The following is a 26,319-nucleotide window of genomic DNA, read 5'->3' as shown; positions in this document are numbered from 1 at the left end:
CGCGAGGCGCGCAGGCATTCCGGGAAGTTGGCCTCAGGCTGCTGGCAGCAAGGACAGCGTGAAAACGGACCCCGCGTCGATTCGGGACTCCAGCGTGACGTCGCCGCCCATGGTGCGGGCGAGGCTGCGGGCGATGAACAGACCCAGCCCGGTGCCGCTGGTGCTCATGGTCATGGGGTCCTCGACGCGGTGGAACTTCTCGAAGACCTTCTCCAGCGAATCTGAGGGAATGCCGCGCCCGTGATCGCGGACGTCGACGTGCAGCATGTCTTCGGTGCGGCGCAGGGAGACCTCGACCGTACGGTCCTCGGCTGAGTATTTGAGCCCGTTGCCGATGAGGTTCGTGAGCACCTGGACCGTCCGGCCGCTGTCGCAGCGAGCCGGCCAGTCCCCGCCCGCCTCGACGAGGACGACCCGGTCGGAGCCCAGGTCCCCGACGGCCTGCCGCACGATCGCGGCCAGGTCGTGCGTCGCCACGCTGACCTGCAGCCCGGCCTTGTCGGGGCGGTCGCCGACCCGGGACGCCAGCAGCAGGTCCTCGACCAGCCGGGACAGGTGCGCTGCCCGGTCACCGATCAGGGCCAGCGCATCGGCGCGCTTCTGCGGTGTCACCCGTTCGCCACGGGTACGCAGCAGGTCGACGTACCCCAGGATCGGCGTGAGCGGAGTCCGCAGCTCGTGCGACACCATGGCGATGAAGTCCGACTTCAGCCGCTCGGTGCGGTACTCGCGGGTCAGGTCGCTGATCACGACGACGTCGCGGACCAGCTCGCCGCCCGCGAAGATGGCCGAGTGGGCGAGCCGCAGGCGCCGCTCCTCGCCGTCCGGGCGGCGCACCGTCAGCTCGGTGGCGACCCGGGGCGTCTCCTCGCCCACCGGCAGCAGCTCCGCGCGCTCCGCCTCGGCCGGCACCTCCAGCAGGGCGCTCAGCGGTCGGCCGGTCGCCTCCGCGGCGGGGACGCCGGCGATCTCGCCCAGCGCTTGGTTCCAGACCTGGACCAGCCCGGCGCCGTCGACGACCATGATGCCCTCGGCCGACTGTTCCACGACGGCCTGCAGCTTGCTGCGCTCCTCGGTGAGCCGTTCGAGGTGCTCGGCGCCGCGGATGGCCACCGCCAGCGCGCTGCCCAGCGAGACCAGCAGCGTGACGTCGCCGGTGGACATCCGCCGGCGGCTGCGGCTGGCGAACGCCACGGCGCCGAACCGGCCGCCGCCGCCCTCCACCGGGATGACGACCGCGTGCCGCAGGCCGGCCGGCAGGTTCTCGGTGAGCTGCACGGGAGCGTCCGTCTCGACCAGACTCGCGAGGTACGCCGGGGGCGGTCCGGTGCGCACCGCCGAGGGCTCATCCGCCTCGACCGACAGCGCCACGTCGGCGCCGGACAGCACGATCACCCCGACGTCCGCGTCGAACGCCTCGCGGACCAGCACGAGGAACCGGCGGATGACGTCCTCACGCCCGGCGAGCGCCTCGGACAGTTGCAACAGTGCCGAGGAGCGCGACCGCTCGTCGGCCTCGCGGGCCGCGGCTCGGTACGCGTACGTGACGGCGATCGCGGGCATGGCCATGAACGGCAGCAGCACCGGCGCGTGCAGGGCGACGGCGGTCGTGGTGAGGCCGGTCGCCACCGTGCCGAGCGCCATGGACACCGACAGCCGGGCCTCGTCCCGGACGATCGACCACGCGGGCACGCCGTTGATGACGGCCAGGATCTGGGCCAGGCAGCACAGGTTGACCATCGTGAAGGCGAGCGTGCCGATCAGGACGCCGGCCAGCACCCGGGCCGTCAGGGCGCCGCCCGCGCCGCCGATGAGCTGGGCCAGCAGGATCAGCACCGACACGGCGGCGGTGTACGTACCGAGGTTGAACAGCGCCTTCACCGCCGGGCGCCGCTGCACCACGCTCGCCAGCACCAGCCCGGCGACGGCGGCCAGCAGCGCGTCCCGGGGCGGCAGTAGCAGCACGTCGATGATCAGCGCGGCCTCGTAGAGGCTCAGCTCCTCGACCGCCTCGCCGTGGCGCAGCCGCACCACCGTGATCTCGGCCAGGCAGGTCAGCACGACGAGGCCCGGCACCAGCCACGCCGCCGGTACACCCACCCCGGCCAGCACGCTCACCCGGCCGGGCAGCGCGACGAGCACGACGGCGCCCATGGCGGCGCCCAGCGTCACCACCGCGGCCACTCGGCGCAGGATCGGATCCCCGGCGTACCCGCGCACGGCGCCGGCCGCCCGCTGCAGGAGCGGGCGGCCGGCCTCGTGCGACGGGATGGTCACGACTGTGGCAACCAGGCCCAGGACGAGGCGCTCCACCGGTCGGCGGCCCAGGCCCGCGCGGCCCAGTCCTCGCCGGCCCACGCGCGGGCGGTCCAGTCCTCACCGGCCCAGGCCCGCGCCGCCCAGTCCGTGGACGCCCACGCCCGCGCCGCCCACGCCCGGGCCGCCCAGGCGCGTGCCGCCCAGCCGTCGTCCGCGCCGGCCCAGGCCCGCGCGGCCCACGCCCGTGCCGCCCATGCCCGGGCGGCCGGGTCGAGCTGCGCCCATGCCCGCGCTGCCCAGTCCTGCGACGCGGGGCTCAGCCGCGCCCAGGCGCGCTCCGCGGCCGGACCGTCGCCGGCCACCACGGCCTGGGTGAAGGCGGACCAGCGCTTCGCGTCTCGGCGTACCGTCTCGGTGTCATGCTCGTAGCGGCTCTGCGCGCTGCTGGTACGCCACGCCGGCGCGGCGGCGAGCACGGCGCCGACGTCGAGGCCACCGGCGCCCGCGCCCGCCGCGGCGGTCAGGCCTGTGCTGCGGTAGGCGGTGCCGACCAGCAGGTTCTTGATCGCGTCGGGGCCGAGCTTGGGCTGCACCGCCAGCGTCGCGGCGATGGCGCCGGAGGTGACCGCGGCGGCCATCGAGGTTCCGGACCCACGGAAGTACGTGTCGTCGACGCGGGCCTGCGGGTTGCCCCGGTCGACCACGCTGCCGGGCGAGCGCAGGCTGACCACGTGACCGCCGGCGGCGACCAGGTCCGGCTTGGCGTCGCCCTGCGAGGTGGGACCGCGCCCGGACCATACGCCCACCACGTCGTCGCCGCGCCCGGCGGTGCCCGCCGCGTCCAGCCCGCCCGTGGTGAGCAGGACGGGGTCGTTGCCCGGTGCGGTGATCGAGCCGGCGTCCGGGCCCTCGTTGCCCGAGGGCACCACCACCGTGACGCCCTGGCGCCACAGCGACTCGAGGGCCTGGTTCAGCGGGTCGACCTGGTACGGCAGCGGACTCGCGGAGGACAGCGAGAGGTTGAGGACCTCGACGTCCTTGCGGTGGTCGCTGACCCACTGCAGGCCCCGCAGCACGGTGACCAGGTCGGTACGCCCGTCCGCGTCGGCCACCTTCACGTCTACCAGGGCCGCGCCCGGGGCGACCCCGCGGTACGCGCCGCCGGAGGCCGCTCCCGAGCCCGCGATCAGCCCGGCCATGAAGGTGCCGTGGCCGTACCCGTCGCCGGCGCCCGTACCGGTCAGGTCCACCCGGGCCGCCACGCGCCCGGTGAGGTCGGCGACGTCGGCGATGCCGGTGTCCACGACGGCGACGGTCACGCCCTTGCCCTCGTTCCCGGCGGCCGGCATGCCGAGCATCCGGCGTACGGTCGTGGCGCTGCCCTCGCCGTCAGAGGTGGCGCCAGCGACGGTGAGCTCCCGTTGCGGCGCCACGGTCCATCCCGGTCCGAGCGCGGCGCCCCGCGGCAGCAGGGCCGCGACGCCGCGGGTCACCGGCAGATACGCCACGACCCGGCCGCCGGCCGTCTCGACGGCACTCGCCGCGGCATCCGCGCCGGAACCGGTGACCACGACCTCGTGCCAGGAGAGCACGACCGGTTGCGCGACCGCCGGAGCGGGCACGGCGGCCACCGTGACCGCAGCGGCCGCGGCCAGCCCGATCCGGCGGCGACGGTTGTTCCTCATGACCTGCACACCTCGCTTAACGGCGGGACGTCTTCGCCTTGCTCACCCGCACCCGCGAACAGGGCGGGGGCCGGCGTGTGAAGGAGCATCGGCGCGCCCGCGCAGGACTTGAGCTGAAATTGAGGTGGGTCCGGCGGGTTCACCGCTCGCTCACCGGGACCTGCTGGCTGAGCACGCCGTCGATCAGGTCCAGGACGGCGTCCGCGGAGAACGGCTTGGCGAGGTAGTAGTCGACCCCGCCGGCCCACGCCCGGGCGCCGGTGCCCGGTTCGGCCGCCGCGGTCAGCATCAGCACCGGGACCGGTTCGCCGGGCAGGGCGCGGATCGCCGCGAGCACGGCGAAGCCGTCCAGCCCGGGCATCATCACGTCCAGGACGACGAAGTCCGGGGACACGGTCTGCACCGCCTGCACCGCGGCCAGGCCGTCCACGGCCACGCTGACCTCGTAGTCCTCGAGCTCCAGCACGTCGGTCAGCAGGCTGCGGATGCCCGGGTCGTCGTCGACCACCAGGATGCGGGCCATTCGGTGCCATCCTCTCGGCGTCCGCCGGCGGCGGACGCGGTCATGACGCGGCGCCGCAGGCCGTGGGTTCGGCCTGCCCCGCCGCCTCCTCGGCCGCCCGGTGCCAGTCGACCGGCTGGGCCTGCAACTGCGGATGAGCCAGCAGGATCGCGAGCTCCTCCCGGTCCGGGCCGGGCAGAGCGCCCGACTCCGCCCGGGCCACGAGCAGGTGCGCGGCCCGTACGGCACCGGCGACGCCCAGCCCGGCGGGGTCCGGCCGGTGCGGGGTGTCGCGCTGGGCGACGGCGACGACGATGGGCGGCGGTACGCCCCACAGGTGCAGCAACTCGACCGCCACGTCGCGGAACGGCACGCCGTCGCGGGTACCGGCCGGGAGGTCCACGGCCCCGTCCGCCGCGGCGAGGCAGATCAGATGCCCGACGTCCTGCAGGAGCGCCGCTGCCTCGGCGTGCGGGCGGTTCGCGGGGGAGGCCACCTGCTCCACCAGCCGGGCGGTCGCCCGGGCGTGCCGCCACACCGCCTCCAGCAGCGGTTCGCTGCCCGGGTACCAGCCGGTGGGGGACCAGGACCGGTGCCCGGCCTCGGCGACGGCCTGGACCATAGGTACGCCCATCGCCCGCACGATCGACTCGATCGAGTAGTTGCGCGGGCGCCCGCCGAAGAACCGCGAGGTCGACAGTTGGAGCAGCTTCGTGGCGAGCCCGATGTCCCCGACGGTGGCGTGCACCGCGGTCTCGAGGGTCGCCTCGGGTGCCCGCAGCGCGGCGACACCACCGGCGTGGCCGGGCAGTTCCGGGATCGACCGCACGGCGCCGGCGAGGCGGCGTGCGTGGGCCGGATCGGGGCTGCAGGTGCGCAGCAGGAGCTGGTCGACGACGGCGGTGAGGCTGTCGGCGTCCGACGGCTTGGTGAGGAAGCGGTGACCCGCCATGGCCACCTTGACGATCGCCTCGGGCTCGATGTGGCCGGACAGCACCACCCGGGCCACCCCGGGATGTGCCCGCCCCACCGCCATGAGCAGCTCGGCACCGTCCATGCCGGGCATCCGCATGTCGGAGACGATCACGTCGTACGCCGTGACTGCCAGCATCTCCAGCGCCTGCGCGCCGGAGGAGGCGAACTCCATGTCCCACTCGTGCCGGCGCGCGCGCAGCGAGCGGCGCAGCCCGTCGAGGATGCGCGGCTCGTCGTCGACGAAGAGGACCCGGGGCCGGCTCATGCGTCCGGACGCCCGTTCACCGGCAGCCGCAGCGTGAAGGTGGTGCCCCGGCCCGGTGCGGACTCCACGTCGATGGACCCGCCGTGCCGGTCGACGACCGCCCGTGCCAGCGCGAGGCCCTGCCCGGAGCCCTTTCCCACGCCCTTGGTGGTGAAGAACGGATCGAAGATGGACTGGCGGATGTGCTCGGGGATCCCGCTGCCGTCGTCGGTGAAACTGATGACCACCTCCGGCCCGGCCGCCCGGGTGCTGATCACGATCCGGCCCCGCCGCTCGCGGTCCTCCATCGCGTCGGCGGCGTTGACGAGCAGGTTCAGGAACACCTGGTTGAGGTCGCCGCGGTGGCACAGCACCTCGGGCAGCTCGCCGAGGTTCAGGTCCACGTCGGCGACGTACTTGACCTCGTTGCGGGCCACCGTGAGGGTGGTGCGGATGGCCTCGTTGAGGTCGGCGTACGACTGCTCGGCGGTGTCCTTGTAGCTGAACGACTTCATCGCCCGCACCAGCGACGCCACCCGATCGACACCGTCGAGGGTCTGCCGTACCGCCGCCGGGATCTCGGCGACGAGGTACTCGACGTCCGCCTTCTCCTCGGCCTCGCGGGCCCGGGCGGTGCGCTCGTCCCACGCCATCTCGCCGAGCTCCGGCGCCAGGCACCCGCGGTAGACCATCAGCAGCTGCCACATGTCCTCGTACGCGTCCGCCAGGAACCGGGTGTTGTCACCGACGAACTGGATCGGCGTGTTGATCTCGTGGGCCAGGCCCGCCGACAGCCGCCCCAGGGACTCCAGCTTCTGGTCGTGGTGCGCCTCGAGGTCGGCCCGCCGCGCCGCGGTGACGTCGCGGAAGGTCACCACCGCCCCGTGTCCGCCGGAGCCCTCGTGGAGCGGGGCGACGGAGCACACGACCTGGAACGGGGTCCCGTCCCTGCGGACGAAGACCTCCTCGGTCATCGCCGCGGGCCGGCGCAGGGCGCACCGGTCGGCGCCCGCCGGGCCGCCGTCCGGGGCCGGCCGGTGCACGGCGTCGTGCATGCTGCGGCCCAGCAGCTCATTCTCGGCCCACCCGAGCATCTCCGAGGCGGCATTGTTGAGCGACGTCAGCCGGCCCGCGGCGTCGACGGTGTAGAGGCCCTCGGGCATGTTCCGCATGAAGGCGTTGCGCAGCGCCGCGGCGGCCTCCTCCTCGGTGACGTCCGACAGCAGGAGACAGACGCCGTCCGGGGTGGACCGGCAGTCGATCCGCCACCTCCGCCGCCGCCCGGCGGCCGGTGCCGCGTCGATCCGGAGGTCCACGACCGGGGCGGCGGTGGCGAGAACCTCCCGCAGCACGCCCAGGAGCCGGTCCGGGGCGGCGGGCAGCGCCGCCTGCGCCGTCCGTCCGATCAGCGCGGCCGCGGGCTCGCCGGCAACCGCCTCGAACGCCGCGTTGACCCGGACGAACCGCAGGTCCCCGTCGAGGAAGGCGATCCCGGCCGGCGCCGCCGCTTCCGCCGCCTCCAGAAGGGCCGAGACCTCGGCCGTCCGGTCATCTGTCACGCCTCACCCCTTCGCGCGTCCGGCGCGGCATGCTCCCGTGCTCCCCATCGGCACCTCGACGGCACACCTGAGGCAACCTGCGACCGCATGGGCCGGAGCATTTGCCGGAAATCTGCACGGTGGGCTGCAAACGCCGATAGGGAGGGAGTAGCGCAGGCCCCACCCGGCGGGGAGTCAGAAGATGGACGGAATTCCGGTAGCGGTACGGCGGTGGTTCCGCGGTACGGACACCATGCTCGGCCAGGTCCGTACGCTGTTCCTGCTGTTCGTGCTCATCTGGCCGTGCTTCGGCCTGTGGGGGGTGCAGGCCGCGGCCGTACCCCTCGGGACGGCCGCGGTGGCGGCGACGCTGCTGCTCACGGGCTGGCTGTGGCTCGGGTACCGGCGGCAGCGGTTCCCGGCCTGGAGCTGGCTGCCCGAGGGCGCGTGCATCGTCCTCATCGCGGGCGCCTCCGGGTACGGCATCACCGTGGGCGTGTGCTTCATGTGGGTCAACTTCCGGGCCCTCTACGGCGGCCTGCGGGAGAAGGCGATCGCCGTCGCCACACTGACCGCCATCATGGCCGCGGGCCTCGGCGTGTTCGACGCCTCGGGCGGCTCCATCGTGTCGCTGCTCATCACCGCGTTCATCGCGCTGGTGGTCAACCACGTCCTCGCCCGGGCCGCCGCCGCGCGCGACCGGGCCGCCGCCCGCGAGCGTGCCGCCGCGTCGGCCGGCGCCGGCCTGGTCGCCTCGACCACCCGCCAGGAGGCCATGGACGTCACCCTGGGCGCCGCGCTGAGCATGGACGCGGAGGTGAGTGCCGCGCTCGTGGTCACCATCGCCGGCCCCGCCCTGCACGTCGTCGCGGCGGCGGGCGAGGTGGGCGCGGAGGCCGCCGGCTGGGTCGCGGAACGCGCGGCGCTGCCCGAGCCGGCCCGGGCGGCGCTCGCGCCGGGTGGCTTCGTGCACCTGACCGACGGCGCCGCGGAGGAGGCCAGCGCGGTGTTCCGGCTGCGGCCGTACCCGGTCGTCGTGCTCGCTCCGCTGGCTGTCTACGGTTCCTGTTTCGGCCTGCTGGTACTGGCCCTGAACCGGCGTCCCCAGGACGACCTCTCCTCGTCGGTGACCACGCTCGCGGACGAGGCGGCGCTGACCCTCGACCAGCTGCTCAACCGCTCCCGGCTCAGCGCCGTGGTGGACCACTCACCGGACGCGCTGGTGCTGGCCAGCGAGGCGGGGATCATCCGGTTCGCGAACCCCGGTACGGAGAAGCTGCTCGGCGTGCCCGCGTCGTCGCTGACCGGCCGGGACCTCTGGTCGCTGCTGCACCCGGAGGACCTGGAGGGGATCGTCGCTGCCGCGGCCGGCTCCAGCCCGCCGGCGGCCCGGCCCTGCCGGATACGTACCGACGACGAGGCGCCGTGGACGAGCGTCGAGGCGGTCCTCGACTACGTCAACGAGCACGACGGTTCCCGCAGCATCGTGTTCAACGCGCGGGACGTCTCCGAGCGGCAGCGGCTGGAGCTGGACCTGCGGCACGCGCAGAAGCTCGAGTCGGTGGGGCGGCTGGCGGCCGGCATCGCGCACGAGATCAACACGCCGATCCAGTTCGTCGGCGACAACGCCCGGTTCCTGGAGACCGCGTTCGCCGACCTGAACCGGCTGCACGAGGCGTACCGGGAGCTGGCCTCCCCTGCCGCCGACGGCGCCGGCCACGCCGCGCTGGTGGCCACGGTCGAGCAAATCGCCGAGGAGATCGACATCGACTTCCTCCTCGAAGAGGTGCCCATGGCGCTGCAGCAGAGCCTGGAGGGGATCAGCCGGGTCGCGGGGATCGTGCGGGCCATGAAGGCCTTCGGCCACCCGGGCAGCGAGGAGAAGACCCAGGCCGACCTGGGCGAGGCGATCGCCAACACGCTGATCGTGGCGAACAACGAGATCAAGTACGTGGCCGACGTGGTGACCGACTTCGCGGAGCTGCCGCTGGTGCACTGCCATCTCGGCGACATCAACCAGGTGGTGCTGAACCTCGTGGTCAACGCCGCGCACGCCATCAGCGCCGCCGACCGCGGCCGGGGCACGATCACCGTACGCACCCGGCGCGGGGACTCGCAGGTGGTGATCGAGGTGGCGGACACCGGCACCGGTGTATCCCCGGAGATCGCCGACAAGCTCTTCGACCCGTTCTTCACGACCAAGGAGGTCGGCACCGGCACCGGTCAGGGTCTGCCCCTGGTCCGCACGCTTGTGGTGGACCGGCACGGCGGCGAGGTGGACTTCACCAGCGAGCCGGGGGTCGGCACGGTGTTCACCGTACGGCTCCCGGCCGACCTGGCGCAGGGCAGCGACATGGCGGAAGTGAGCGCATGACGCGGCGGCCGCACATCGTGTTCGTCGACGACGAGCCGCGCATCCTCAGCGGGCTGCGGCGCATGCTGCGGACCCACCGCGGTCAGTGGGACATGTCGTTCGTGGAGGGCGGCCAGGCGGCGCTGGAGACGTTGCACAGCCGGCACTGCGACGTGATCGTCACCGACTACCGCATGCCCGGTATGGACGGCGCGCAGCTGCTGGAACGCGTCCGTACGGAATTCCCGGCGATGGCCCGGGTGATCCTGTCCGGGCAGGCCAACGAGGACAACCTGATGCGGATCATGGTGCTGGCCCACGAGTTCCTGCACAAACCCAGCACCCCCGACCAGATCGTCCGGGCCGTGCAGCGGCTCATCCCGGACAACCCGTCGGCGGCCGACGACGCCGTCCAGGGCGACATCGCCGTGATCGAGTCGCTGCCGAGCGCGCCGCACACGTTGGTGCAGTTGACCAGCGCCCTCGCGGCGGAGGACGCCTCCGCACAGTCGGTCGGGCACGTGCTCGAGGGCGACCCCGCGGTGGCCGCCAAGGTGCTGCACCTGGTCAACTCGTCCGCGTACGCGATGGGGCACAAGGTCAACGGCGTGGTGCAGGCCACCGCGCTGCTGGGGGTGCCGACCGTACGCGGCCTGGTGCTCATGCACGACCTGGTGCAGACCTTCGACCCGGCCGGCGCGCTGCCCGTGGCCTGGATCGAGGCGCTGACGACGCACGCGGTGCAGACGTCGCGGCTCGCGGGCCGGCTCGCGGCCGGGCGGGAGTGGGAGGGCCACGCCTTCACCGCCGGGCTGCTGCACGAGGTGGGGCAGCTGGTGCTGGCGTCGTCGCGGACCACCGAGTTCGCCGGGCTGCTCGACCGGTGGCGGGACGACTCCGAGGCACCGCTCTGCCGCGTCGAGTACGCCACGTTCGGCATCGACCACCGCCAGATCGGCGCGCGACTGCTGCGACTGTGGTTCCTGCCGGAACCGGTGATCGAGGCGGCGGCCGCCCACCAGGAGCCGGTGGCATCCGGCGACGTCACCGACGCCGCCGCCGCGGTGGCGCTCGCCCATCACCTCGTCGAGGCGGAGCTGGGCTTCGTCTGCGGCACGCCCGGGACGGCTCCGCCGGCCGACGACCAGCTCAGTGGTCCCGTCCGGGAGGCGGTCACCCGATGGCGGCGGGAGCTGCCGGCCCGCCCGCGCTGACCGCGGCGACCGTCACGACCGATCCGGCCCGCCCGCGTCGGCCGCCGGCGCCGCGGCGGTCTCCGTCACGATTACCGGCTCGGCGACGCCGTCCTCCAGCGCCGCGAAGTTGCGCAGCCGGGTGAGCAGGCCGACCGTCACCTCCTGCCCGGCACTGACCAGCCGTACGTGCGACCTGCTCGTCACCGGGGCGGCCAGCACCATGCCGGGCCGCAGATCCTGCAGAGCGACCGCGCGTACGGTCTCCCCACCGGTCGCCGCCGCGGCGGTCCCGAGCACGGCAGCGAGCGCGGGATCGTACGGCCCGCTCCGCGAGCCGACCATGGCCGCGGCGATCGCCGGGGTCGCACCCTCAATGAGCAGCTGGTCGTAGTCCTCGACGATGCGGATCAGCCGGGCCCCCAGCGGGATCGCCGCGCCCGCCACATCGTCCTCGGGCTGCCCGGAGCCGTCGAAGTTCTTCCTCGAGTACCGGATCGCCTCGGCGACCGGCGCCAGGCGCGGGATGGCCGAGACCAGCTGCCCCGCGACCGTGGGCAGCGCGTCCACCATGGCCTGCTCGGCCGCGGTCAGCTCGTCGCCGACGGCCACCTTCTCGGCTACGCCGGGCGGCAGCGACACGATGCCCATCTGGGACATCATGACCGCCAGTTCCACGGCCCAGCGATCTGGAATCTCCTCCTCGAGCGCGTCCAAGATCCGGGCCGCCAGCCGGGACATCCGGTTGGCCCGGCCGAACGCGTCCGGGCTGGCCAGGGCGAGGACATCGGTCAACGCCTTGACGCTGCCGTTGAGGGTCTGCTCCAACAGCTCCCGCTCGGCTACCACGAGCCGGTGCTGGCCCACGCAGTCGCGCAGGGCGGCGCTCATGGTCTCCGTGTCGACGGGCTTGAGCAGTATCCGGAAGACCTGACCCTGGTTGACCGTGGCGGCCGCATCCTCGAGGTCGGTGTGCCCGGTCAGCAGCATCCGGGTGGTGTCAGGGGCGACCTTGCGGGCGGTGGCCAGGAACTCCGCCCCGTTGATGCCGGGCATGAGGAAATCGGAGACAATCACCTCGAACGGCTCCGGCTGGCGTAGCGCGAAGAGACCCTTCGCAGCGCCCACGGCGGTCTCCACGTCGAACTCGCGGCGCAGCTGCCGACGCATCGCGTCAAGCAGGTTCACCTCGTCGTCCACGAGTAGCACCCGTGGACGCTTCCCGGAAACCGTCATCGTCGCCCCCATCATCCCGGCCCGACCGAATTATCCCGGTCGGCGAGCGCCTGGGTGGGGCGATACACCCGATTCACGCGATTATCGAAGCCCGGTCGCCGCACCCCGCCGCGCTGGTTGAGCGGCCCGCGCCGCCCGTGAGCCACCGCGTGCGACGAGGTAGGCAACAGCCTTGAGGCGCCCTGGCCCGGCAGCGGCCGTAGTCGTGATGCTGGCGCTTTTCGGCGGCGCCGACGCGCTGTTCAGCTTGCTGGTCTTCCCGTACGCCGGCGACCCGTGCCGTGTCTCGGACCGGCACCTGATCTGCACAGCCGTGGGGCAGAACCATCGTGGTCGGTGGCCCGTTACTGACAGTGATGCTCGGCTCGGGCATCAGGGCCGAACGCGTGCCGGGAGAGGGCTGGCAGCATGGGCCTGGGTCGTCACGCGGTGGTTGGTTCGTCGAGAGGGTGACTGTCGACATGGCGGTGTTGCGTACGGTCGAGTTCTGGCCGCAGACCGGCTTTGTGAACGCGCCGTGGATCGAGGACCCGGACGAGGACGCGTTCGTGCGCAGCGCTCGAGGGATAGGCGAGTTGTACAGCGAGGGCATCCGTCCGGCCCGGGTTCAAGCGCGCCATTCCCAGCTCCGACTGCATTGCTTTGCGCACGAGCCTGGCCGTACGGATGTCGAAGTTACGGTCTTCACCGAGCCGACCGACGGCTTCGAGATGGCCGGCGTGCACCTGCCCGACGGGGTGGCGGCGTTGCCGGCCACGGCCCGCGCTGCCCTGGTGTTGGACGTGATGCACGCCGCCGCGCTGCGGGTGGCCGAAGCACGAGGATGGGACCCGCAACCGTTCGAGGCTGCCCGCGCCCACGTCGCGGCACGAGACCTGCGCTTCAGGTGGGCAGGACCGGCGAAGACGGCACCGGGGCGTCAGTACACCGCCCGGCCCGTCTTCGCCATCACCGATGACGGTCTGGGTCGTGGCGTCGTGGAGATCCGGCGGGTCGCGGACGGCACGCTGGTGAGTTGCTCGGCCGAGATGGTCACTGCCGGCGCCGAGACCGTCTTCCGCCGAGCCGCCGCCACGCTGCACTGGCAGGGCAGCACGACGGTGCGGATCGACTCGGAGGACGGGCTGTGCATCACCGAGGTGGTGACCTTGCCCCGGCTCAACGTGCGGGGTGAAGGCGCCAACGCGCCGGAGTCCACGCCGCGGATCGTCGTGGTGGGCGGGTCGAGCGATGCCGCGGTGCCTGACACGTACGACACGGCGTTGCATCTGCTCTTGAACGAGTTGAGCGCGCCGCAGTGGCTTACCTGGTGGTCCGTGGCCCCGGACGACGTCCTCGAGGTCTGGTACGACTTCGTCGTCGAGCATCCGGCCCGGATCAGCGCCCGCCGAGCAGGTAACAAGCTTCGGGTACGAATCGAACGCCCGGTCACCGACATCCTCGCGGCTGCCGACCATGTCATGCTGGCCCGTACCGATGTCGAGAACATGCTCGCCACGGTCCGCCGGCGCACTGACCTCGGCGCCTGTCCCGAGCTACCCGGCCTTGAACCGCTCAGGACCGCCACCGAGGCGCAGATCGCCGAACGCCTCACCCTGAGCCGCCGGATGATCGCGCTGGTGGATCGCCTGGCCGACCGGCTGCCGGGCTGGCTCGTCACGGCGTTTCGCGCCGACCTCAGCACAGGAAGAACCGGCGACACCATGTCCGGCCTGCGGGTCCAGCTCTCCGAGTGGGGAGTGGAGCTCACTGAGACCGAACGAGTGGAATTCGAAGCCTTGGCCGCCACCCAGCGGTAGGCAGTCGAGAGCCGCAGGCGTTGAGCGCTCGGCGACCGCTCAGCGGCATGACAGTGCGCCGCCGAGTGGAGCGCGACCCATGCCGTTCAGGGTCTCTCGTCGGCAGCCGCAGCGCTGTTCGCCTTGATCCTGCGGGCCCTGATCCGTTCGAGAGAAAAGCCCAGCACGAACATCAACACCGCAAGGATGAGAAGTACGGGACTCAGGCGCCGGAATGCCGAGAGTAAAAAGCTCGCCGCCAAGAGTCCACATGCCGCCGCCATGCTTGACCGTGAGGCGACCAGGAGCTGCGATTGTGGTCCCGCGACGCCACGGCCTGCCTGGATCGAACTCCGCACCGCAGCGACCGCCAGGACGAGCATCGCGACGCCCATCGTAAGGGCGGACAGCGCATCCCGGAGGTCCATGATCACAGTGTGCGCCGAGGCCGCGACCGCGCGCGTGCGAGGCCGTGCAGATGCTGCTGACCTCCGACCAACCCGGTGGACGGAGCCGCTCGCCGGCCATGGCGAGCAGTTGGCCTTGCTCCCGTACGCCGTAGAAAGTTCTCATCTCGATAGTGCGACGTCAGAACGGTCCGGGCCGCCTGGTCGGTGAGCGCCAGCATGTCTTCGACGTCAGCTGTCTCGAGCTTCACGACGGCGGCCGGTGCCGAAGCGGGGTTCCGCGGAGAGTGGCCGAGGACCATCTGGAGGCCCGCCATGTCAAAGACGGGCGCCCAGGTGTCCGGGGGGAGTGACCGGGGCGCTGAACAGGTCGGCCAGATGACCCGGGCCGAGCAGCTTCGCCCAGTCGTCCCAGTCGCTCGGGGCCGGGTCGGCCGGTACGGTCGCAAAGGTTGCAATGCCGTCCTGATACGTGACGGCGTTGCCGACCGAGCATCCCAGGTACGCAAATGGGCGCCGTACAGGGATTCCCGGGCCGGGTCGTCGAGCGCAGCGGCGTCGGTCTCGTTCATCAGTTGCTGACCCTGTTCCCGTCCCGTGCGTTGTGGCCTTCGAGTGGGAACTCGGCAGGCAGGCGCCACAGCACGCGGGGTGGCCGGACGGCGTGAATGCGGGGTGCGGCAGGCCGGTTGCGCCGCGCGGGGTCGGCGGCCTGGAACCATTGCCGGCAGAACAGGTAGATCAGTACGAGGTCGATCAGGTCGCCGCCGTAGTACATGAGTTCAGCGCCGGTGCGGGCGTCAGCGGGTAGGACCCCGGCCGGAGGGTGACCGTACACAGATTTGGCGAGGGTGGCGTGCGCGGCCAGGAAGGCGATGAGGACGGCGGCCCTGGTCCGTCGGCCGGGCCGGTGCGGGGCCGGGTCGACACCGATCACCGACGCCGTGAACAGGTATCCCGCGGCCAGGACATGGAGGTGGACGGCCACGTGAATCCAGGCATGGTCGCTCATCGCACCATAGAGACCGGTGGTGTAGAGCAGCCACAAGCCGCCGCCGTTGAGGACCGCGGCCGTCACCGGGTGCGTGAGTGTCCGTACCGGCCGGCTTGCCAGGAGGTGTGACAACGTGCGGGCCCGGGCCACGGGCAGGGCTCGTAGGGCGAGGGTGAGGGGTGCGGCCAGGACCAGCAGCAGCGGCGCGGTCATGCCGAGGAGCAGATGCCCGACCATGTGGGCGGTGAAGTCGTGGTGCGCGGCGTCGGCGAGGGGGCCGACAAGGGCGGCCATGGCGGCCACGAGTCCCGCGATCCAGCTGATGGTCCGCTCGGCCGGCCACCAGCCGCCCCGGCGGCGCACGACCACCGCGCCTGTCAGATAGCCGAGCGCGGCGGCCAGCAGCAGGACGGAAAGGACCCCGGAAGTGGCGGGCGTGGGTTCCATAGATCAGGCGGGTCGGCGGCGGGCTCGTACCAGCAGAACCGTGCCGGCGACGATCAGCAGGACGGCGATGATGTTCCACGTCCAGTCGTAGGGGGCGAGGTCGACGTCGTAGCGGATCTGGTGCAGGCGCATGGCCTTGTGTTGCAGGGTGCCGTCGTAGAGCTGGAAGCCGCCGGTGCCGAGCAGCAGGCCACCCCACCACAGTGGCCGGTTGAACGAGCCGCGCCGGCGCAGGTCGGCGAACAAGAACAGGGCCGCGATGGTGGCGAACCAGCTGAAGGCGTGGAACAGGCCGTCGGAGATCAGGCCGATCGCCGGCGTCGACTTGTCGTAGAAGTGGTGCCAGTGCAGGAGCTGGTGGAAGACCACCTCGTCGACGAACGCGGCAACGCCCAGGCCCAGCAGCACACCGGAGAGCACATTGCGGCCGGACGGAGCTGACATCGATGTTCTCCTCATGGTGCCGGGATGCCCCGACATGCCCGGCACCATCAGGGGTAAACGACCGGGATCAGGCGGTCTCGTGGATGCGGATCTCAGGGTCGGCCTTCGGCAGCGGCGAGCGAGCTGACCCGGGCAGCGAGCACGAGGCCCTTCAGCCGATGCTGCGGCGGGGGAGTGTGCGGCTGCCGATGAACGTGCGCCGCGCAGTCGGCATCGACACACCGCAGCGGGTGCTGCTGGCGGCCCTACGGGGTCCGCGCTTGTCGGTGGTGCACCCCGTGGCGATGCTCGAGCAAGCTGTTCGATGCGGTGCACGCCGCCGTGTCGTGCGGTTCGTCGTGATCCGGGCGCGGCCTGAGGTGGTCGAGGCGGCCCGGGGGGGGCGTAACCACGACCGCGACGGTCTGCCTCCTTGATGTGGACCGTTTCGTATCGCCGGCGATCCCGGCAAAGCCGATGAGGATGGACCCGGACGCTGGCGCCCCGTCGCTTCATCGGTGGGATCGTCGTGCACCTGCGCGCCCTGACGTCGCTTGTCTTATGGGCGTTGCGGCAGGAGCTGAGCGGTCACCGTAGCGTCCCGCGGAGCCTCCATCGGGTCGGCTATGGCGTAGCCGCCCTTGCCGGTCTGCTTGACCTTGTACATCGCCCTGTCGGCCTCGTGTAGGAGTTTGTCGCCGTCCACGATGTCGTACCCGATCGCGATACCGACGCTGGCGCCGATACGTACGCTGCTGCCGCTGATGTCGAACGCCTCGCCGATCTGTTGGACGATGCGGCCCGCCACGTGGACGGCGGCGGCCGCGTCGCCGTCGTGGATCACCACAGCGAACTCGTCGCCGCCCAGCCGAATCACACTGTCTTCGACGCGGACGCTGCCGTGCAGCCGCCGGGCCACGGATATGAGCAATTCGTCGCCGACGGCATGACCGAGCTGGTCGTTGACCGGCTTGAAGTTGTCCAGGTCGACGAGCAACAGTGCCTGTCGACCGCCGACCGCAAGCAGCTCGCGGAGTGCCCGACGGTTGGGCAGACCGGTCAGCGGGTCGTGCATCGCCTGGTGGCGGACCAACGCCTCGTGCTCGGTGAGAGTGTCCAACGCGATCTGCTGCTGCTGCAGCATCTCCTCCGTGACTCGCTGAGAAATGCGGTGCTCGCGTTCGAAGCGGTACAGCAGCAGCCCGATCAGACCGGCTGCGGCGGCCATGGCCAGAGCGAGCGTCAGGTCCGCGACGTTCCTCGCCACGCCGGCGGCGTCGGCCTGCGACGCCCCCAGCCTGTCGAGCTGGTCGGCCAGGGCGACGAAAGCCGGATCGGTCCGTTGCTGCTCCAGTCGCAGAGCTTCGGCCGTTCTGCCCACACCGAGCAGTCCCAACTCGGTGTCCAGCACGGCGTGATACTCGGCGATCTGGGTGCGCAGGGCGTCGCTGACCTCGAGCTCGTCCTGGATCATCTTCTCCTGTGACCTGATCGCACCCAGCTCACGCGCCACCCGAACGGGAGTGTTGCCCTTTGCGAGGGTCTTCCACTGCAGTGAACTCTCTTCGTGCAGCAACATGTCGAGCTCGTCGAGCCGCGAGTGGGCCAGCTCATGATCGCTGCTGCGGCCGTGCAGCACGATGTTGGCATAGGTCACGCCACCGAGCAGCAGCACCGTCAGCATCAGCACGCGCGGCCATCGCCACGACGTCGCTGTCCCGCCTCTGCCCGTCATGCCAGGTCTATCGGCGACGGAAACGCGAACTTCAAGATTGCCTCATGATTTGGCACTCAACCGCCGTGCGAACCTGCCGATAAGGCTGACATGACGAGGCACAGTGCCGTTCGCCACACCGCGCTGACATTGGTTTCCGTACTGCTCCTGACGGCCTGTGGCTCGAAACCCTCCCCTTCGCGCGCGAGCGTGGGCTACGGCGCCGATCGACCGCCCGTCACCCTCGACTTCTGGTACATGCCGTACGGCGGTCCGATCCAGGACCGTGCGGTGGTGCAGGAAACAGAGAAGTTCCACGAAGCGCACCCGAACATCACCATCAATCCCGTACGCATCGAGTGGAGCGAGGCGCTCACCCGGCTGAGCACGGCCACCACCAGCGGGGAGGGCCCAGACGTCACGGTGATGGGCACGACATGGGTCGGGGGCTTCACCGCGCTGGGCGCTCTCCGCCCGTACACCGACGCCGAGATCGCCGCGGTGGGCGGCAAGGACGCGTTCGCCGCCCCCAGCTGGAGCGCCAGCCACCAGCTCGGCTCGACCGATATCACCGCGCTGCCCTGGCTGACCGACGTCCGTGCGCTGTTCTATCGCAAGGACATACTGGCCAAGGCCGGTGTCGACCCGGCGACTGCGTTCACCGACTGGGCAGCGTTCGAGCGTACGCTGAAGAAGATCAAGAACTCGGGCGGTACGGTCTGGCCGCTGGCGATCGGCAACGAGAACAACTTCGGCATCATTCACAACGTAGCTCCGTTCATCTGGGGAGCCGGCGGCGCTCTGCTCAACGCGGCCGGCGATCGCTCGCTGCTGGCCGAGCCTTCAGCTGTGGACGGTGTCGCCTACTACCAGCGTCTGGTGGGCCTCTACGACGACCCGAAGGCGATGAAGCTGACCTCCAGTGACGTCCCGGCGGCGTTCGCGAACGGCACGGGCGCCATAACCATCGACAACTCTCAGTCGGTCGGTGACTACCTGGCCGACCCGGACCGGCCGGGTCTCAGACCCGGCTGGGGCACGGCTCCCATGCCCGCGGGCCCGACCGGCCGATTCGGGTTCCTCGGCGGGTCCGGATTGGCGATCCTCAAAGCGGCCAAGAACCCGGATGCCGCATTCGAGTGGGTCAAATACCTGACCAGTGAAGAGAGCCAGCGCCGCTACGGCGTCACATCGGGCCTCTGGCCGTCCCGGACAGGTGCGATCAAGGGCACCCGGCTGGAGACCGACCCTGCGTACGCGGCGTTCCGCGAGATGATCCCGGCCGGCCGCATGTACCCGTCGATTCCCGCTTGGATCGTGGTGGAGAGCGTCATCGCCAAGGACCTCGCCGAGCTGTGGCACGCGAACGGTGCGCTGTCGCGTACCGAGGTCGAGGCCATCCTTACCAAGACCAGCTCGGACATCGACACGGCGCTCAAGGACCCCGCGCAGACCGGCATCAACTAGCGGTTTTCGTGTCCACGAGCTTCGACACCACGGCGTCGAAGCGCCGTGATCTGTCGTCATCCGTGGTCAACCTGTTCCAGGTCGAGGAGGTAGCCGACGGTAGTCCAAGCGGCGTCGTGGCGCAGGTCGGGGTACTGGATCACCGCAACGTCCTGGCGCCTCCGGATAAGGCGGCCGTTGCCGGACGGCCCAGCGGACAAGCCATGTTCGTACGGCGTGGCGAAGGCAATCTGTAGGCCGGGCAGGTCGGCGCCTTGGTCCCGCGGGTGCCGGAACGGGCGCGAGAAAACCCTCAGATCAGGACCGACTGTGCCGACTGGCGGGTAGTGGCCTGAGAGGTGCCGTTGATGGTCCTGCAGCAGGTGGGTGCCTGGGTGCTCGAGGAACTGCCCCGGTTGAACTTGGCGATTCTGCGCGATGAGCTGCCCCCCGGTGCGATGCGCGAGGCGGTGCGGACCGTGGTGCTGCCGCGGTTGCCCCTGCCCGGCCGGTGGACGCCCGCCGAGGCCCGGCAGATGCTGGTGAACCTCGGTTTCATCGGCGCTTCCGTGGCACGTCATTACCAGGAGCGCACGCCGGGCGGCAAAGAGACGCCGGAAGTGGCGTTCCAGGACCTCGAGGTCGGCGCGGAGGGAACGCCCTTCCGGGCCTATTTCGCTGCCGTGGCCGACCGTACGGGCACCGGTCACGACCACCGCGACAGCTACGCCTCGCTGGTGCGGTGGAATGTCGGAACGATCGAGGTCCGCCTCGGCGGAGAGCTGCTCACGGTGCTACCGGGGGAGTTCGGTGACGGCCGGATCCGGTCGTACACCGGCAGCGGGGGCGAGGAACGCTTCTTCACCCTGGTCAAGAAGGGCGAGGCGATCGAGCTGGCGGTCAACGACCTGCTCGAACCGCTGACCGCGTCGGGAACACAGTTCTGTTCCGAGGAGGCGCTGTCCCGGGTACGCACCGCCGTCAGGTTGTTGCAGGCCCTGCGCCAGATGTTCGTCGACTTCGCGTCGCTCCCGCCGGATCGCAGCATGCCACCGGAGCACTTCCTCGACGTGTTCCGCCAGTTCGCCGTGCATTGGACGCCGGGGGACATCCCGCCCAGCGGTGCGCTGGATCCGGAGGCCCTCAAGCGGGACTTCCTGCTCGGTATCGCCATCGACGACTACGACCGGCACGTGCGCCGGCTGTTCCCGGGGTTGCTGACCCGCGAGCGTGAGGCGCTGGAGACGCTGATGGCGCGACCCACCCTGCCGCAGCAGATGGCGGCGTCGCTGGGCGTGGACCTGGACGCCCTCCGGCATGCCGGCCCCGCGGAGGTACGCAGGCTGCTCAGCGGGCACCCCGTGCTCGTCGACTGGTACGCGCTGCTCGCCGCACACGCCCGGGCCGCCGGGGCACACCTGATGTTGAGCAAGAGGTTCCTGTTCAACCCGCAGCATCGGCGCGACGCGGAAGGCATCGGAGACCGGCCGCTGGTCTCCAACCGTTCGGGCACCACCGGGATGACGGAGACCTTCCTGGAGCGGCTGACCCGGGCCCGGCGCGAGCACGTGCTGGCGCCATTGCGGCGGGCGGTAAGCGCGGAAACGGCAAACAGCACCATAGCGGGCGGTGTACGGTCGCGTACGGGAAGAGCCGCGCCGGTCGAGGTGCTGCCGGTCTCCTGACGGCAGGGCCTCCCGCGGTGACCCGGAGGCAGGCGGGGCGGCGACGCGGCCCGTCGCGATGCAGCAGGGGGCCGGTGATGGGCACGGACGTCGGCGCCGAGACCACGGGCGGTCCCACCGGCCGGCCCGAGCTCCGGCGGGTCGGGCACGAGCAGCTGATGGCGCTGCTGGACCACACGTCGGCCGTGATCTACATGCGCGACGTCGACGGCCGGTATCTGCTGATCAACCGCGAGTACGAACGGTTGTTCGGCGTCCGTCGCGAGGAGATCATGGGGCTGACCGACCACGACCTGTTCCCCGCCGACATCGCTGACGCGTTCCGGGCCAACGATCTGCGGGCGTTCGCCCGGGGTGTGCCGGTGCAGATGGAGGAGCAGACCCCCGGGGACGACGGCGAGCGCACCTACATCACCGTCAAGTTCCCCCTCGTCGACGGCGACGGCCGGCCCTACGCCGTGTGCGGGATCTCCACCGACATCACCGAACGCAAGCGTGCCGAGGAGCAAGTTCACCGGCTCAACGCGGAGCTCGAGCAGCGGGTCCGCGAGCGCACCGCCGAGTTGGAGGCGTCGACCCGGGAGTTGGACGCCTTCGCGTACTCGGTCTCGCACGACCTCCGGGCGCCGCTGCGCTCCCTGGAAGGCTTCAGCCAGGTCCTGCTCGAGGACTACGCCGAGGTTCTGGACGAGCAGGGGCAGCAGTATCTGGGACGGATCCAGGCCAACGCGGCCCGCATGGCGCAGATGATCGACGACCTGCTCGACCTGTCCCGGGCCACCCGTACGGAGCTCAACCGGCGGCCCACCGACCTCAGCGCGCTGGCCCGGGAGGTGATCGCCGAGCTGAGAACCCGCGATCCGGACCGGTCGGTCGACGTCGGCATCGCCGACGGCCTCACCGCCCAGGCGGATCCGCACCTGGTCCGGCTGGTGCTGCAGAACCTGCTGGGCAACGCCTGGAAGTTCACGGCCAACCGTACGGACGCCGCCATCCGCATGGCTGTCGAGGCACGGGAGGGCGTCGCCGTCTTCACGGTCGCCGACAACGGAGCGGGTTTCGACATGCGGTACGCGCACAAGCTGTTCGATCCCTTCCAGCGGCTGCACTCCACCGCCGACTACGAGGGCACCGGCATCGGCCTCGCCATCGTGCAACGCATCATCGTCCGCCACGGCGGCCAGATCGCCGCCGACAGCCGGCCCGGCGAGGGCGCGACGTTCCGGTTCAGCCTCGTCCCCGCCCCTACCGACTGGGAGATCCGATGAGCGACGGCCCCATCCTGCTGGTGGAGGACAACCCGGACGACGTCATGTTCACCCTGCGCGCGTTCGCGAAGAACCACATCAGGAACGAGATCGTGGTGGCGTCCGACGGTGAGGCAGCGCTGCAGCGGTTGCTGCCCGACGACGGTACGCCGCCCCTGCGCCCGGCCCTGGTGCTGCTCGACGTCAACCTGCCGAAGGTCAACGGCCTGGAGGTGCTCCGGCGCATCCGCGACGACGAGCGTACGAGCACGCTGCCCGTGGTGGTCCTGACGACCTCGAACGAGGAGCGGGACATCGTCGAGAGCTATCGGCTGGGAGCCAACAGCTACGTCCGCAAGCCCGTGGTGTTCGGCGAGTTCCTCAACGCGGCCAACCTGCTCGGCATGTACTGGCTGCTGGTCAACGAGCCGGTTCCGCCCAGGCGAGGGGCGTGAGGACGACATGGACCCGGTTCATCTGCTGATCATCGACGACAGTGACGACGACGCGGTCCTCATCATCCGCCACCTCACCCGGGCCGGGCTGACCATCAGCCACACGCGGGCCGACACGTCCGCGGACGTCAGAGCGGCCCTCGCCGACCGGGTGCCCGATGTCGTGATCTCCGACTACAACATGCCGGCGCTGCGCGCGGAAGAGGCGCTGGAGCAGGTACGCGCCTGCGACGCCGACATCCCGTTCATCCTCGTCTCCGGCGAGGTCGGCGAGGAAGCGGCCGTGAAGCTGATGCGCGCCGGCGCGCAGGACTTCGTGCTCAAGGACCGTCTCGCCCGCCTGGCGCCCGCGGTCCAGCGGGAACTGCGCGAGGCCACCGAACGGCGTGAGCGCAGGCGGGCCGAGGCGGCGCTGCGCCACAGCGAGGAACGGTTCCGGCTCATCGCGGAACACGCCCAGGACATCATCTTCCGCTACCGGCTCCTGCCCGAACCGGTCATGGAGTACCTCAGCCCCGCCGCGCAGGCGTTGATGGGACGGCCGCCCGACGACTTCTTCGCCGACCCGGGGCTGGTGTTCCGCCTCCTCGACCCCGAGGACCGGCCGGCGCTGGAGGAGTCCTGGCGGTCACCGCGCCCCGGCACCCTGACCGTACGGTGGCACCCGGCCGCGGGCTCCACGGTCTGGACCGAGCAGCGAGCGGTCGCGCTGACCGACGACGCCGGTCGGGTCACGGCCGTGGAGGGCATCCTGCGCGACGTCACCGAGCGGGTCGTCGCCGAGCAGGAACGTGCCCAGCTCGAACGGCAGCTCCGCCAGGCTGAACGGCTGGACTCCCTCGGCCAGCTCGCCGGCGGCATCGCACACGACTTCAACAACCTGCTCGCCGTGATCTCCGGTTACGCGAGCATGCTGGCCGAGGACTTCCCGGCCGACGACCAGCGGCGCAGCGACCTCGAGGGCATCCAGCAGGCCGCCGCCCGGGGCAGCGCGCTGACCCGCCAGCTCCTGGTCTTCAGCCGGCTAGAACCGTCGCAGCCGGAGGTGCTCGACCTCAACTCCGTGGTCGTGGAGATGCACAAACTTTTCAGCCGCACCCTGGGCGAGGACGTCGACGTCACCACGCTGCTGCAACGCGGCCTGCCCCGGATCACCATGGACCGCAGCAAGCTGGAACAGGTCCTGATGAACGCCGTGGTCAACGCCCGCGCCGCCATGCCCGGCGGAGGCCGGCTGACCATCACCACCAGCAGCACGTGCGAAGCCTGTCCCGACATCGCCGCGCCGGTGTGTCTCGGAGTGATCGACACGGGCCAGGGCATGCCCCCGGAGGTGGCCGCGCGCGCGTTCGAACCGTTCTTCACCACCAAGGGACGCGGGCAGGGCACCGGCCTGGGCCTCGCCACCGCGTACGGCATCGTCACGGAAGCGGGCGGCACCATCCGCCTGCAGTCCGAGCCGGGGCACGGGACCACGTTGTGCGTGTGCCTGCCCGGCACCGCGGCCGACGCCACCTCGGCGCCCGCGGTTCCCGAGTTGCCGTCCAGCAACGGGGGAACCGTTCTGGTGGTGGAGGACGAGGATGCCGTGCGTGACATCGTCTGCCGCATCCTGAGCAAGGCGGGCTACGACGTACGCGCGACCGACAACCCCCAGGAGGCGCTGAAGATGTGCCTCGACGACGACCTGCCCGTCGACGCGCTGCTGACCGATGTGATCATGCCTGGCATGTCCGGGACCCAGCTCGCCACCGAGTTGCGTCAAAGCCGTCCAGGGCTGGCCGTGCTGTTCATGTCTGGCTACACCAACGGCCCCGCGCCCGGAGGACACGAGATGCCCGCCGACGCTCCACTGATCCGCAAGCCCTTCGCCAAGGAGGCCCTGCTCACCGAGCTGCACCGCATCCTGACGCCCGCCGAACCGTGAGCGGCCCGGCCGAGGGCCGGTACGTGAGCGGGCCGGGGCCGGGGGTCTCGGGCAGCGTGACGGTGAAGGCCGAGCCCACCTTTCCCCCTGTGCTGGTCAGCGGATCGTGATGGAGGTCAAGGGGTCGCAGCTTCGAATCCTGTCAGCCCGAGAGGGAAGGGGTTCTCGTAGGCCAGAGGCTTGCGAGAGCCCCTTTTCGTGTCTGGCGACGTCAGCCGGGCACGTGGCCTCGTCGATCTCCCGGAGAGCGCCTGTGGCGACGATCAGGTCGCCGAGTTCGCCGATCAGCAGGGTGGCGCGACCGCTGAGGTACGTAGACGTCGACGTCGTTGAGATCGTCGGCTGGACATCCGCGTCAGCGGGGACTCCGGCGGCGGCCAGGCCGTACGCATTCACAGCGTGGACTTGAGCGTGGTCGCTGGCGCGGTATGTATGAGCAGTTGAGAACACTGACGGCGCCCTTGATCAAGAGCGCCGTCAGTGTTTCTGGCTACGACGGATCGCCAGAAGTCAGCGAACGCGCGTCGACCCTGAAGGGACGCGGGAGCCGGTCAGGTTACTTGACCTTGCCGGTCGGAGCGCTGACCGCCGTGCCGTCCGCGTACCCGGGCACGCTCACGGTCACGAAGACCATGATGTTCCCGCCTCGCATGCTCTTGGTGACCTTCAGGGTCTTCTTGGTGGTAGGCCCGCCGATGGGGCCGCCGGACTGCCCGAAGCTCTCACCCCACTGGTACTTCACCTTCGCACCCTTCGGCAGGCCGGAGATGTGTGCGGTCAGGGTCGCGCCGACCTTCGCCTTACCGGTGATGGTGGGCTTGTGGGGGACCTTGTAGACCGGCTCCGTCGTGCCCGGCTCCTCGTTCACGGCCGTGACGGCCACATGGGCAGAAGGACCGTTCGGGGAGGAGGCCAGCGCGGATGAGCTGACTGCCATCGCGGTGATGGTGGCGGCGGCGGCAATGCCGGCGGCGAGGCTAGTGCGAGTCTTCAAGGCAGCCCTTTCGGGTACGGGGTGGCGACAGCGGGGCCGTCGAGCAGCTGGGTAATGGTTCTAACCACGTCCAATTACGGAAAGAATCCAGGCAGCCACGCTGCGTAGTATCGGCTGCATGCTTCTTCGCTGAAGTGTTTGGTCGAACGAATTGCGCTGAGCGTGATGGCGGCGCCACCTTGGTGAGCGAGGCCGACTTCGTCGCCGTTCAACGAATCCACACGGCGCCGGTACCGGTCGACGGCACCGTGCGGCGCTATGCGCTGAGCGGATTGGTGTTCTGCGGTATCTGCGGGCGCGCTCTGGATGCGCACTGGATGCACGGCCGTGCCGGGTACCGCTGTCGGCATGGCCGTAACAGCGCTCAATCCGTCGATCGAGGCCGGCCGCGGATCCTCTACTGCCGCGAGGATCAGCTGATCCAGGCGCTGCAGAGCAATCCCGCGCTCGTCCGAGCCTATCCGCGGCTGCGGCAGGGGAGACCGCGAGCAGTCGGCGAGGAACTGCGCCGGCACGGCATGATCCTGGTCGGTGATCACGATGGCCGGATCGTCGAGACCGACACCGCCAGCATTGCGCTCACGGCAGCGCACCTGCCCGCCGCCTTACAAGCAGAAATCCCCGCCCAGAAGGGCGGGGACTAGCGATGACGTGAGGAGACCTCACGGCTCGTGTGGAATTAACGTGTCCGAGGGGGGACTTGAACCCCCACGGTCCGCACTGATGCGCACTCTGAGTGCGCATGCGCCAATAGTAGGCCAGTCCGTCGCGGTCTCCGAAGGCGTCGCGAGCCAGGGGAGTGCAGTCGCGTCCGGGA

The 26,319-nt window shown here is 70.9% G+C and carries 21 protein-coding genes; 10 read left to right on the top strand and 11 right to left on the bottom strand.

The window, feature by feature from the left end; genetic code table 11:
• Positions 1-33: 33 nt before the first annotated feature.
• The 5 genes from COUCH_RS26500 to COUCH_RS26480 form a co-directional block, all read right to left on the bottom strand.
• Positions 34-2,277 (bottom strand): ATP-binding protein, encoded by a 2,244-nt coding sequence (locus tag COUCH_RS26500; RefSeq protein ID WP_249607917.1) that lies wholly within the window; start codon positions 2,275-2,277, stop codon positions 34-36.
• Positions 2,274-3,944, bottom strand: coding sequence for a S8 family peptidase (locus COUCH_RS26495; RefSeq protein ID WP_249607916.1), 1,671 nt, complete (start codon positions 3,942-3,944; stop codon positions 2,274-2,276). Before COUCH_RS26495 ends, COUCH_RS26500 begins: the two co-directional genes overlap by 4 nt.
• Before the next feature lie 139 nt (positions 3,945-4,083).
• Positions 4,084-4,467: a response regulator transcription factor gene (locus COUCH_RS26490; protein ID WP_249607915.1), complete on the bottom strand. Its 384-nt coding sequence runs from the start codon at positions 4,465-4,467 to the stop codon at positions 4,084-4,086.
• Positions 4,468-4,507: 40 nt separating this feature from the next.
• Entirely contained in the window at positions 4,508-5,686 is a 1,179-nt protein-coding gene (locus COUCH_RS26485; protein ID WP_249607914.1) for a response regulator, read from the bottom strand.
• Positions 5,683-7,224, bottom strand: coding sequence for a PAS domain-containing protein (locus COUCH_RS26480; protein ID WP_249607913.1), 1,542 nt, complete (start codon positions 7,222-7,224; stop codon positions 5,683-5,685). Before COUCH_RS26480 ends, COUCH_RS26485 begins: the two co-directional genes overlap by 4 nt.
• Positions 7,225-7,405: 181 nt before the next feature.
• On the opposite strand from COUCH_RS26480, the gene COUCH_RS26475 reads away from it, so the two are divergent.
• Both COUCH_RS26475 and COUCH_RS26470 read left to right on the top strand, forming a co-directional pair.
• The gene (locus tag COUCH_RS26475) at positions 7,406-9,577 is read left to right on the top strand and encodes a two-component system sensor histidine kinase NtrB (protein ID WP_249607912.1); all 2,172 of its coding nucleotides are present in this window, start codon (positions 7,406-7,408) and stop codon (positions 9,575-9,577) included.
• Positions 9,574-10,770 carry an HDOD domain-containing protein gene (locus COUCH_RS26470; protein WP_249607911.1) on the top strand — a complete coding sequence of 399 codons (1,197 nt, stop codon included), beginning with the start codon at positions 9,574-9,576 and terminating at the stop codon, positions 10,768-10,770. Before COUCH_RS26475 ends, COUCH_RS26470 begins: the two co-directional genes overlap by 4 nt.
• 12 nt (positions 10,771-10,782) lie before the next feature.
• On the opposite strand, the gene COUCH_RS26465 is transcribed toward COUCH_RS26470, so the two are convergent.
• Complete coding sequence (locus COUCH_RS26465; protein WP_249607910.1) at positions 10,783-11,949, bottom strand: HD domain-containing phosphohydrolase; 1,167 nt, start codon at positions 11,947-11,949, stop codon at positions 10,783-10,785.
• 392 nt (positions 11,950-12,341) lie between these two features.
• Here COUCH_RS26465 and COUCH_RS26460 point away from each other — a divergent pair, with 392 nt between their 5' ends.
• The gene (locus COUCH_RS26460) at positions 12,342-13,784 is read left to right on the top strand and encodes a hypothetical protein (protein WP_249607909.1); all 1,443 of its coding nucleotides are present in this window, start codon (positions 12,342-12,344) and stop codon (positions 13,782-13,784) included.
• 86 nt (positions 13,785-13,870) lie between these two features.
• On the opposite strand, the gene COUCH_RS26455 is transcribed toward COUCH_RS26460, so the two are convergent.
• From COUCH_RS26455 to COUCH_RS26440, 4 genes are all read right to left on the bottom strand, one after another.
• Positions 13,871-14,191 (bottom strand): hypothetical protein, encoded by a 321-nt coding sequence (locus COUCH_RS26455; RefSeq protein ID WP_249607908.1) that lies wholly within the window; start codon positions 14,189-14,191, stop codon positions 13,871-13,873.
• A 550-nt stretch (positions 14,192-14,741) separates the two neighbouring features.
• Positions 14,742-15,611, bottom strand: a complete 870-nt coding sequence (locus COUCH_RS26450) for a cytochrome c oxidase assembly protein (protein ID WP_249607907.1) — start codon at positions 15,609-15,611, stop codon at positions 14,742-14,744.
• Between the two features lie 3 nt (positions 15,612-15,614).
• A complete protein-coding gene (locus COUCH_RS26445) occupies positions 15,615-16,055 on the bottom strand; it encodes a DUF2243 domain-containing protein (protein ID WP_249607906.1) in 441 nt (146 codons plus the stop codon).
• A 538-nt stretch (positions 16,056-16,593) separates the two neighbouring features.
• Positions 16,594-17,718 carry a GGDEF domain-containing protein gene (locus tag COUCH_RS26440; RefSeq protein WP_249613812.1) on the bottom strand — a complete coding sequence of 375 codons (1,125 nt, stop codon included), beginning with the start codon at positions 17,716-17,718 and terminating at the stop codon, positions 16,594-16,596.
• A gap of 240 nt (positions 17,719-17,958) precedes the next feature.
• Here COUCH_RS26440 and COUCH_RS26435 point away from each other — a divergent pair, with 240 nt between their 5' ends.
• The 6 genes from COUCH_RS26435 (at position 17,959) to COUCH_RS26410 (ending at position 24,508) form a co-directional block, all read left to right on the top strand.
• Positions 17,959-19,215, top strand: a complete 1,257-nt coding sequence (locus COUCH_RS26435) for an extracellular solute-binding protein (protein ID WP_249607905.1) — start codon at positions 17,959-17,961, stop codon at positions 19,213-19,215.
• Between the two features lie 8 nt (positions 19,216-19,223).
• Entirely contained in the window at positions 19,224-19,451 is a 228-nt protein-coding gene (locus tag COUCH_RS26430; RefSeq protein ID WP_249607904.1) for a hypothetical protein, read from the top strand.
• A gap of 111 nt (positions 19,452-19,562) precedes the next feature.
• Complete coding sequence (locus COUCH_RS26425) at positions 19,563-20,879, top strand: hypothetical protein (protein ID WP_249607903.1); 1,317 nt, start codon at positions 19,563-19,565, stop codon at positions 20,877-20,879.
• 77 nt (positions 20,880-20,956) lie between these two features.
• On the top strand, positions 20,957-22,147 hold the full coding sequence (locus tag COUCH_RS26420; RefSeq protein ID WP_249607902.1) for a sensor histidine kinase: 1,191 nt from the start codon (positions 20,957-20,959) through the stop codon (positions 22,145-22,147).
• Positions 22,144-22,581: a response regulator gene (locus tag COUCH_RS26415; RefSeq protein WP_249607901.1), complete on the top strand. Its 438-nt coding sequence runs from the start codon at positions 22,144-22,146 to the stop codon at positions 22,579-22,581. Before COUCH_RS26420 ends, COUCH_RS26415 begins: the two co-directional genes overlap by 4 nt.
• 7 nt (positions 22,582-22,588) lie before the next feature.
• Entirely contained in the window at positions 22,589-24,508 is a 1,920-nt protein-coding gene (locus COUCH_RS26410) for a response regulator (protein WP_249607900.1), read from the top strand.
• 556 nt (positions 24,509-25,064) lie between these two features.
• Here the strand turns inward: COUCH_RS26410 and COUCH_RS26405 are convergent.
• Positions 25,065-25,445, bottom strand: coding sequence for a hypothetical protein (locus COUCH_RS26405; RefSeq protein ID WP_249607899.1), 381 nt, complete (start codon positions 25,443-25,445; stop codon positions 25,065-25,067).
• Positions 25,446-25,684: 239 nt separating this feature from the next.
• Between COUCH_RS26405 and COUCH_RS26400 the strand changes: the two genes are divergently transcribed.
• A complete protein-coding gene (locus tag COUCH_RS26400; protein WP_249607898.1) occupies positions 25,685-26,146 on the top strand; it encodes a zinc ribbon domain-containing protein in 462 nt (153 codons plus the stop codon).
• Positions 26,147-26,319 lie beyond the last annotated feature (173 nt).

The sequence above is a fragment of the Couchioplanes caeruleus genome (assembly GCF_023499255.1).
Taxonomy (GTDB): domain Bacteria; phylum Actinomycetota; class Actinomycetes; order Mycobacteriales; family Micromonosporaceae; genus Actinoplanes; species Actinoplanes caeruleus_A.
The sequence above is the reverse complement of the archived record's forward strand: the minus strand, read 5'-3'. Positions and strand labels throughout refer to the sequence as shown.